Below are 7,702 nucleotides of genomic sequence, written 5' to 3' on the forward strand. Positions count from 1 at the left end.
ACCTGGTTGCCGGAGATGATGTCGCCGATCCTTTCCAGCGGGGCTTGGATGATCACGCTCAGGCGCAACGGTTCGTGCAGGTAGTTGTCGCCGACGGCGACGGATTGCCAGGGCAGTCCGCGGCGCAGGTCGCCGCTGTGGCCGGCGAGGACGCCGATGCCGCCGATGGCGTTGTGGATGGTTTTGGTGCCGGCGGAGAGCAGGTCGGGGTTGAGGGTGGAGAAGTAGTACTGGTGGTTGATCCACTGCGCCACGATCATCGGGGCGGTCAGGATGGTTTCCAGCCCCGTCCCGCCGGGGTCCATCTCGGCGCGGTAGGAATGCAGGAACACCCGGCGATGCAGGTTCACACTGGCGGTCATTTCCCGGGGTCCGATGATCATGGCGGCGTTGCCGGCCAGTCCCAGCTCTGGGTAGACCTCTGCCCAGTCGTGTGCGCGGGCTCTCAGCCGCGCCAGGGACTGGTGCGGGTGTGCGCCGGGGAGGCCAGTGGCTCGCTCGCGGACGAGGAGATCGGCGGCGTCACGTGCGCGCGTGCTGAACTTGGCCAGTTCGGCGGCGTGGGTGCTCGGGACCAGGTGCGGGTCCAGCACGGTGATGGTGTCGGCGACGGTGTTGTGCAGTGCGGCGACGAAGATGGTGTCCTGCGGGATTGTGATCCCGCGGGGGGCGAGCGCTGCCCGGACGGTGGGGTCGTTGAAGATCGCTGCGGCTGCTCGGGCGTTGACTGCGCCTGGGTTTCCGCCGCAGGCGCCGCAGTCCAACGCTGATTGGTAGAGGTTGTTGGTGCTGGTGGATCCGTGTCCGGTGAGGACGATGAGCGGCGCGAACTGGTGCAGTCCCATCATCGTGACCGCAGCTTCGGCCAGCGTCGCACGCTCTTCGAGGCTGAAGGCATCCGAAACGGTGACCTCGCTGGAGGAGGGCGGCGCGATGAGGGTCCGCCACGTGCGGGTGAGGGTGTGGTGCAGGCCGGGGGTGAGGGTGCGGGTGAAGGTGGCGGCGCCGTAGAACCAGCCTGCGGTTTCGGCCAGCGCGAACGGGGTCGCTGTTGCGTTCTCGGTGGTGTGCAGGGCGTGTGCGGCGGCGTCGATGAATCGGAGCCCCTGGCCGCGTCGGTGGGCGCGTTGGGGGCTCGTGGGTGATTCGGTGACGGCGTGGCGGGGACGCAACAGGGCGGGAAGCGAGTCCACCGCCCCGCGGCCCTGGTGGGACGTGAACCGGACGGGGACGCCGAAGAACCCGGCGAAGCCGAGCGTCTCCACCCCCGGTTGCGTTTCCAAGTGACGGCGTACCCCTTCGGAGCGCGGGTCGATACACATCACCACCTGCACCGCCGGCCGGTCCGGTGCGGTGCTGCTCTGGGTGATCGACTGAAGCAATGCGGCCCGATAGTGGCCGTCGTAGGCGGCTTGCCAGGTGAACGGATGATCGGTAGGGGCATGCAGGATCAGGATCCGGGCCACCATCGCCACCTCGGCACGGGTGGGCGCGGTCGCCAGGGTGGCGGAGATCTGTTCGGCGCGCTCCCACAATTCCCTCCCCGGGGCTGGGGTCTCCTCGCCTGCCGGTGTGGGGTGGGCCGCGGAGGGTGGCAGGGGCAGGTCGAGGGCATGGCGGAGGGCGAGGCGGACGGCGAGATATTCGGTCAAGTCGATGTCGCTGTTGTGCTCGGACCGCCATTTCAGGTAGCTGGTCCACCCCGGAAGCGCAGCCAGCTCTGCTGTGAGGGTCTCCACGGTGGTCGTGTCTCCGACCCCGAGATGAGTGAGGGTTGCCGTCAGCGCGGGCAGAGCCCGGTCGGGGAGGGAGCGGATCCGCCGTCGTGCCAGCCTGGTCAGGTGCGGGTCGTGGACGGCCAGGGCGTGCCAGGCGCGGTAGAACCCGTGCTGCCGTCCGGGTATCGGCCACTGCGGGTCGGGGTCCACGAATGCGGCCACCCACTTTGTGATGTGCTGCTCGAGCGGATCCGCCGGCGGCGATGTCCTCGGAGTCGGCGGGCGGGTGTCGGGACGGAGCAATTCCGCGACCAGGATCTCTTCTGCCGACCAGGCCATCCCGCCGAGCTCGATGACAGGTAGCCCGGCGAGTTCCCCGATCCGCTCCCGCAGAGCGGTGATCAGGTCGGCGCGCGTGATGCGGCCTGACGCGAACTGGGCGTGGTACCGCGGGAGAGTCTGGGTGAGCGCGACTCCGGGTTCGGCGATGTTCTCGAATCGGGTGCTCTCGTGTGCAGCGAGCGGGTTGAGCGCGATGAACGATCCGATCGGCCAGCTGGCCATGACGTCGTGGGCGGCTTGGGCGACATGGGCCTGGACCAGCAGACTCATCACACGGCCTCCTTCTGACGGGCACGGGCAGGGCCGATCCGGGTGGGCGCGGAGACCGTCGATTCGGCGAGGGTCCGCGCATACAGGGCGCTGTGCATCCGGCTGGCCGTGCGCGGGGAGTTAACGAGCAGCTCCAGACCAAGCAATAGGGCGGCGGGGATCAGCAGCCACCAAGGCGATGCCGGCTGGATTGACGCAGCGGGAGTGATCAGGTGTTCGAAAATGCCGAGGAAGGCGACGTACGAGAATCCCAGGACAGTGAGTCCGATCGCCGCGGCCGTGAGAGTGGCCGCTGTCATCGAGCGGCGCAGCCCGGCTGCGACGGCAACGGCGGCGGTAAAGGCGACGAATCCGAGCAGGGCCAGGCTCGCGGGGGTTGCCTGGGGGGCGAGCATTCCCTTCGCTGCCACGAGCACCGCCACAGGCAGGGCGGTGGCGAGCAGGACCGCTGCGACCGTTCGGGAGCGGGGGGATGGTTCCGGGGCGGGCCAGGTCCGCTGCTCGGCGTGGTTGGCCACTCCGGTGCCGGCGGAAAGGAACAGGGCGGACTTGTAAAGCGCGTGGGCGATCAGGTGGAAGATGGCCGCAGCGAACGCGCCCAGCCCGACAGCCATCATCATGAAGCCCATTTGACCGGCGGTGGAGAACACCAGCCGGCCCTTCACGTCAGGTTTGACCAGCCGAACCGCCGTGGCGTACACCAGCGTCGCCGCGCCGGCTGCGAAGATGACCAGCATCGCCGCAGCCACGGGCGCGATCAGCGGGGAGAACCGGATGACCAGGATGGCGCCGGCGTTCACGACCCCGGCGTGCAGCAGCGCAGAGACGGGGGTCGGGGCCGACAGTGTCGCGGGAAGCCACCGGTGGAAGGGGATCTGGGCGGACCGGCCAAGTGCCGCGACCACCAACAGCAGAGCCACCGCGACGACGATGCCCTCCGGCAGTGTCGCTGACACCGATCCCACCTCTGCGAGGCGAATATCTCTCCCGGCGGCCAGCGTCAGGACCAACACCGCCACCACCAGGGGGGCGTCCGCGATCAGGAAGCTCAGCCCAGTCCGCCGGACCCCTTGACGGGCCTGTGGCAGCGACCCATAGGTGTGCAACAGGAAGACCAGGGAAACGCCCGCCGCGATCCAGCCGATGGTGAAGGTGACCACCGTCCCCGCACACACCATCACCACGGTGCTGCCCGTCAACGCGTTCGCCCACACTGCGAACCATCGTTGCCGTAGGTCGCCGCGCAGGTAGCGGAGCGCGAACATCTGGATCACCGCGCTCAACCACAAGACCAGCGTCAGCATCAGCACCGCCACCGCGTCGCCGGCCCAGAGGCCCCCGGACGGCGGCTGCTGCCCAGCTAGTACCGCCAGCAGCCGGGCGGCGATAGCAGCGAGGGCGCCTGTTCCCGTCGCCCATGCAGCGGCCCGCGCCACGGTCCCGGCCGATGCCGGGAGCAAGGAGGCGACCACGACACCGACCCACGGTGCCGCTATCGCGATCGTGAAGACCACACTCCCCATCAACCACACCCGCTTTCACCTGTCACTGGAAACACGAAAAACATGGCACGTATTGTGATTCGGTAAATGCGTATGCGGAAACGAGTGGGGTGGAACGGTAAGATGGGGTGATGGCGCAGTGGACCTTTCTCACCAATCACGCCCATGTTCTGCTGTGCGTGGCAGCCAACCCGCAGATTCTGTTGCGGGACGTCGCGAGCCTGGTGGGGGTGACCGAGCGTGCGGCGCAACGCATCGTCAGTGAGCTTGAGCAGGAGGGGTACCTGACCCGGGAGAGGGTCGGGCGGCGCAACACCTACCGGCTCAACCCGGACCGTCCGTTGCGGCACCCCCTGGATCGGGGCCATCACATCGGCGAACTCCTGGCCGTCTTCTCGGCGTCGGATGCATCAGAACACGCGCCCAGCGCAGCCTGATCTCAGCCGCGCGTTCGCAAGGGCTCGCCGGTAGGCGCTACGCAGGAGGAGGGGAGCGATGGCCGAGTGGACGTTCTTGACGCATCACGCGCACGTATTGCTCGCGATTGCGGGTAACCCAGACGCGACCGTCCGTGATATCGCTGCGGTGGTCGGAATCTCTACACGCTCGGCGCTCACGATCCTCAACGATCTCGAGAACGCTGGGTATCTGGAGCGGGAGAAGCGCGGACGACGCAACCACTACGTCCTGTATCAGGACCGTCCGCTGCGGCATCCCGCGAACGCCGCGCATACCGTGGACGACCTGATCCGCGCACTGCTGGACATCCACTAGACCCGCTCGTTGTCGCTCGGCTGAACGGGCACCCGGACGCGGTCAGTGCACGAGTGCCTTGAGGGCGATCAGAGCGAGTCCCATTCCTGCCGTTGCGGCGGCGGTTGCCACCTTCACCACCGTGGAGGCATTGCGTTGCCGGGCCGCCCACCATCCCAATATGGCGAGGCTGACGACACCTCCCCACAGAGAAATGTCCACGGCGACATTCATCGAGAGTCCGAGGAACACGGCTACGGTCAGACAGGCGACCGGGACGATGAGTGCCCACAGGAGTCCTGCGGAGCGCTGCAGTCCTTCGCGGACCGCTTCCCGCCAGCTCATCGCACGGTTTCCGACGATCTCGGCGTAGACGTGTGCACCCCAGAACACGAGGACGGTCCCGATGGTGCGGGCGATGAGGACCGGCAGTGTCGGGTTGTAGAGAGAGTACGCGGAAATGAGACCCGCGGTCAGCACGGTCCCGTAAACGGCCTCCGCGTTCATTGCCCGAGACACCCACGGGTAGCGTCGGAGCCCCGCATCGAGGTCGAATCCTGAATCCTTCACCCACCCACCCTATTTCGCCGCGTAGCTGACGAGCAACCGGGATTCAGCGTAGTCGCGTCAGACGGCCGTCACGGCGGCCGGAACTCGTCCATGTGCAGAGCGTGGCTCCGGACCTGTTTCGCGAGCAGACTTGACATGAAGCATACTTCTCCTGTTTGATGGCTCGAGAAGGGGAGTAATCCTCGCTCCGCATCGTCAATACGTTCCCTCCGCGGGATCCGGTGCGCAGGGGCCCGCCAGGCCGATGAGACCTTCACGAATCTTTCGTGGAGGTCTTTGTCATGACTGTCCCTTTGTGGGCCTGGTTCGCCGTTCTGGGTGTGATCCTGGTCATGCTCGCCGTTGATCTGGTCGCGCACCGTAAGGCGCATGTGATCGGGGTGCGGGAAGCCGCGGTTTGGTCGATCGTCTGGGTGACGCTCGGTGTCGCGTTCGGTGTGCTGGTCTGGTCGCTGTGGGGGGCGGAGTACGGGCAGCAGTACTTCGCCGGCTACCTGATCGAGAAATCCCTCGCGGTGGACAACGTGTTCGTCTGGGCGATCATCTTCGCCGTGTTCGCCGTGCCCCGCGAGTACCAGCACCGGGTACTGTTCCTCGGTGTCCTGGGTGCGCTGATCTTCCGCGGCATCTTCATCGCCGCCGGTGCCGCGCTGATCGAGAACTTCTCCTGGATCCTTTACGTGTTCGCCGCGTTCCTGATCTACACCGGATGGCGGATGTTCCGCTCCCGCAACGACCACATTCACCCGGAGAAGTCCAAGATTCTGAAGGTGTTCCGCCGGTTCGTGCCGATGACCGACGCGTACCACGGGCAGAAGTTCCTTATCCGCAAGGCCGGGATCGTCGTGGCCACCCCGCTGCTAGCAGTGCTGGTGCTGGTGGAGATCACCGACATCATCTTCGCCGTCGACTCCATCCCCGCGATCTTCGCCGTCACGTCCGAACCGTTCCTGGTCTTCACTGCCAACGCGTTCGCGATCCTGGGGCTGAGGGCCATGTACTTCCTCCTCGCCGACCTCATCCACCGGTTCATCTACCTCAAGGTCGGACTCGCGTTCGTCCTGATCTGGGTCGGGATCAAGATGTTGCTTCTGGACGTGCTCTACATCCCCACCACCATCAGTCTCGCCGTGGTCGCCACCATCATCACCGTCTCAATTATCGCGAGCCTCCGCGCTACCCGCGGTCAAGGCCGCCGGGAGGTGCAGACCGAAGCTGCCGGAGCGTTCCGGCTCGCCAGCGACGAGGAGCTCGCTGCGGCCGAGCCGGTCTTCCGCCGCCGCGGCCGAGTGCCCGCAGGCCGGAAGGTGGGTTCCGATGACTGACCGTGCCGCCTCGGCGGCCCTGGCCCCCGATCCCCAGCTGGTGAGGAGGGGCCGCCGAGGTTCGACAGTGGCGGTGCTCGTTCTGCCGCTGCTTGCAGTGACCGGGATTCTCTCAGTCGCGTGGACTGTCGGTGTCGGCGACCGCTGCGGCGGACCTCTGCCGGGGTGCGGGAGCCTGCGCAACGCAGGAGACAATCCGGTCACGGTGCGTGAGGTCACCGATCAAACCGTGACGCACGTTATCGTCCCGGCGGGGCAGCGGGTCTTGCTCGGCGGCTCGAGCAACGAGCTGCACGTGGAAGCCGGCCAGTGCCTCCTCGTCGAGGGAGGCCCGTTCTGGGACGCCCGGACCGTGATCGACCGGACCGCTGAGACCACCGGGATGTCGCATCCGATAGATGACTGGGGCGCGCGCGTGCAGCTGCACCACGATGCCTGCCCGGAATGGAGCTGACCGTGATCACGAAAGAGCACGATCTATGCTTGCTGCGCTACCGTCAGCTCACCACCCCGATCGATCGCGTCGTCCTCGAAGCGCCCGTTTGGCCCAATGATCTTCGCTCGTTCGTCGGGGAAGGTGATCTGTGTGTGCACGTCGCCTTACCGCGGGAACGTGCCCGATGGAGAGTGCTGTTCACCGCGGTTCGAGTCCTCGCAGACCGCACCGCCCATCTGGTAGCACATGTCCAGCCAGAGCGGGCAGGCTTCAGTCTCGACCCGGCCGTCCTGCTGCATTCTCGCACTCGACGGCACCGCGAGATCCGCACTATGGTCCTCGCAGATGCCAGGGCTGCGGGCGTTGAGTTGACCCCAGAGCAGGTGCGCGTCGAGAGCTACTCCGCCACGCGATCTTCCCTCCGCCTCCCCCCATCAGCTGGCCAAGCCCGGGCGTGGGGAGTGATGTCCGTGGCCTGGCTCCCGCTCGCCTGGCCTTACACATGACCGGCCAACGCGCGCAGCACGAAGACACGTCCGGGGGCGGGGAAGAGGCGCACGCGCGTTTCACCGCACCCATCCGCGTGTCATGCCCCGCAAGCGCGGCTCACCTGTCGTGATTGTCCACTGACGCCCGACATCACTCACCCATCCCAAAGGAAACGCTCATGAGCATGTTCGACCGCCTCACCGCCCTGGCCCACCGGGCCCTCAACAAGACACCCCCGCCCGCACACACCCCCGACAGTGAACCGCGCGACTGGAAGAGCACACTTCGTAGTGCGGT

7 protein-coding genes are annotated in these 7,702 nt (G+C 66.8%); 4 read left to right on the forward strand and 3 right to left on the reverse strand.

Going from position 1 to position 7,702, the window contains the following annotated elements:
* A partial coding sequence (locus IPV09_RS13740; RefSeq protein ID WP_207475882.1) for a DUF2309 domain-containing protein occupies positions 1-2,330 on the reverse strand: 2,330 nt, incomplete at its 3' end.
* Positions 2,330-3,844: a proton-conducting transporter membrane subunit gene (locus IPV09_RS13745; RefSeq protein ID WP_207475884.1), complete on the reverse strand. Its 1,515-nt coding sequence runs from the start codon at positions 3,842-3,844 to the stop codon at positions 2,330-2,332. The genes IPV09_RS13740 and IPV09_RS13745, both read right to left, overlap by 1 nt.
* A gap of 119 nt (positions 3,845-3,963) precedes the next feature.
* Between IPV09_RS13745 and IPV09_RS13750 the strand changes: the two genes are divergently transcribed.
* Both IPV09_RS13750 and IPV09_RS13755 read left to right on the forward strand, forming a co-directional pair.
* Positions 3,964-4,269 (forward strand): winged helix-turn-helix domain-containing protein, encoded by a 306-nt coding sequence (locus IPV09_RS13750; protein WP_036272261.1) that lies wholly within the window; start codon positions 3,964-3,966, stop codon positions 4,267-4,269.
* 58 nt (positions 4,270-4,327) lie between these two features.
* Positions 4,328-4,606 carry a helix-turn-helix domain-containing protein gene (locus tag IPV09_RS13755; protein WP_028495567.1) on the forward strand — a complete coding sequence of 93 codons (279 nt, stop codon included), beginning with the start codon at positions 4,328-4,330 and terminating at the stop codon, positions 4,604-4,606.
* A 42-nt stretch (positions 4,607-4,648) separates the two neighbouring features.
* On the opposite strand, the gene IPV09_RS13760 is transcribed toward IPV09_RS13755, so the two are convergent.
* Entirely contained in the window at positions 4,649-5,155 is a 507-nt protein-coding gene (locus IPV09_RS13760; protein WP_207475886.1) for a hypothetical protein, read from the reverse strand.
* 281 nt (positions 5,156-5,436) lie between these two features.
* Here IPV09_RS13760 and IPV09_RS13765 point away from each other — a divergent pair, with 281 nt between their 5' ends.
* Both IPV09_RS13765 and IPV09_RS13770 read left to right on the forward strand, forming a co-directional pair.
* Positions 5,437-6,480 carry a TerC family protein gene (locus IPV09_RS13765; protein WP_207475887.1) on the forward strand — a complete coding sequence of 348 codons (1,044 nt, stop codon included), beginning with the start codon at positions 5,437-5,439 and terminating at the stop codon, positions 6,478-6,480.
* A gap of 67 nt (positions 6,481-6,547) precedes the next feature.
* Entirely contained in the window at positions 6,548-6,934 is a 387-nt protein-coding gene (locus IPV09_RS13770; protein WP_207475889.1) for a hypothetical protein, read from the forward strand.
* Positions 6,935-7,702 lie beyond the last annotated feature (768 nt).

The sequence above is a fragment of the Tessaracoccus sp. SD287 genome, assembly GCF_017355265.1.
GTDB lineage: Bacteria > Actinomycetota > Actinomycetes > Propionibacteriales > Propionibacteriaceae > Aestuariimicrobium.

Excerpts from the sequence above, each read along its gene's own strand:
- IPV09_RS13750 (WP_036272261.1), top strand. The coding sequence starts at position 3,964 with ATGGCGCAGTGGACCTTTCTCACCAATCACGCCCATGTTCTGCTGTGC.
- IPV09_RS13755 (WP_028495567.1), top strand. The coding sequence starts at position 4,328 with ATGGCCGAGTGGACGTTCTTGACGCATCACGCGCACGTATTGCTCGCG.
- IPV09_RS13765 (WP_207475887.1), top strand. The coding sequence starts at position 5,437 with ATGACTGTCCCTTTGTGGGCCTGGTTCGCCGTTCTGGGTGTGATCCTG.